This is a genomic window from Enterobacter sp. 148H3 (assembly GCF_034107425.1).
Lineage (GTDB): Bacteria > Pseudomonadota > Gammaproteobacteria > Enterobacterales > Enterobacteriaceae > Enterobacter > Enterobacter vonholyi.
The window spans coordinates 1-643 of record NZ_JAWNEI010000055.1 but is presented as its reverse complement, the minus strand read 5'-3'; the positions used below and the strand labels follow the sequence as shown (position 1 = coordinate 643).

The 643-nt window shown below is 61.3% G+C and carries 1 protein-coding gene and 1 pseudogene; both read right to left on the bottom strand.

What is annotated here, in order from left to right; translation table 11 throughout:
* Positions 1-174 (bottom strand): annotated as a pseudogene (locus tag USH94_RS22630) (P-type DNA transfer ATPase VirB11); the annotation flags it as partial.
* 3 nt (positions 175-177) lie between these two features.
* A partial coding sequence (locus tag USH94_RS22625; protein ID WP_320731360.1) for a TrbI/VirB10 family protein occupies positions 178-643 on the bottom strand: 466 nt, incomplete at its 5' end.

Sequence of the window (643 nt, the reverse complement as noted above, 5' to 3'; positions counted from 1 at the left end):
CGGCGAGGCGTGCATTTCCCAGCGCCCGTTAATTTTTGTGTGGATCTCGCCGGGGCGGTTGATGGCGATCTCCGTCAGCCCCTCCCGGCTCAGGTAGTCCCCGAACAGCAGATCGCGCAGGTGTGACAGCGCGACGTTGCCCTCTGACGGGGTATCAGTCAGGTTACCGTCCATCGTTTACCTCATGCGTAGTCTGTAGACGTCTGAAAAATCAATATCCGCTCCGGTGACAAGGCCAATCACATCGCCCTGGTTGAGGTACATCGTTGGCGGAATGTTGATGCTGTTTTCCAGCAGCGTTTTTGCCATTTCCGCCGTGGCCGCGCGGGTATTCTCCGTATAGTCGGTGTTGCGATCTTTGCCCGGTGACGAGCCGGAGGCCGCTGCGGCAATGTCCTGTACCGAACCGAGCAGGAGGGTATTACCGATCCGCTCCAGCCAGTGATTGTCTATCCAGCCCGCGACGCCGTTCTCGCCCATCGCGCCCACGGCCTGGCTGTCAGCTATCGGAATCACCAGGCGTCCGGGTTCAGGCGTGCGCAGCTCGGTGATGGCGAGAAAAAGCCGCCCCTGCCCGTTTTTCAGCGTGCCGGTGCGGTACAGGCCGCGCGCTTCAGTCCCCGCCGGGATAAGGGTCACGGCA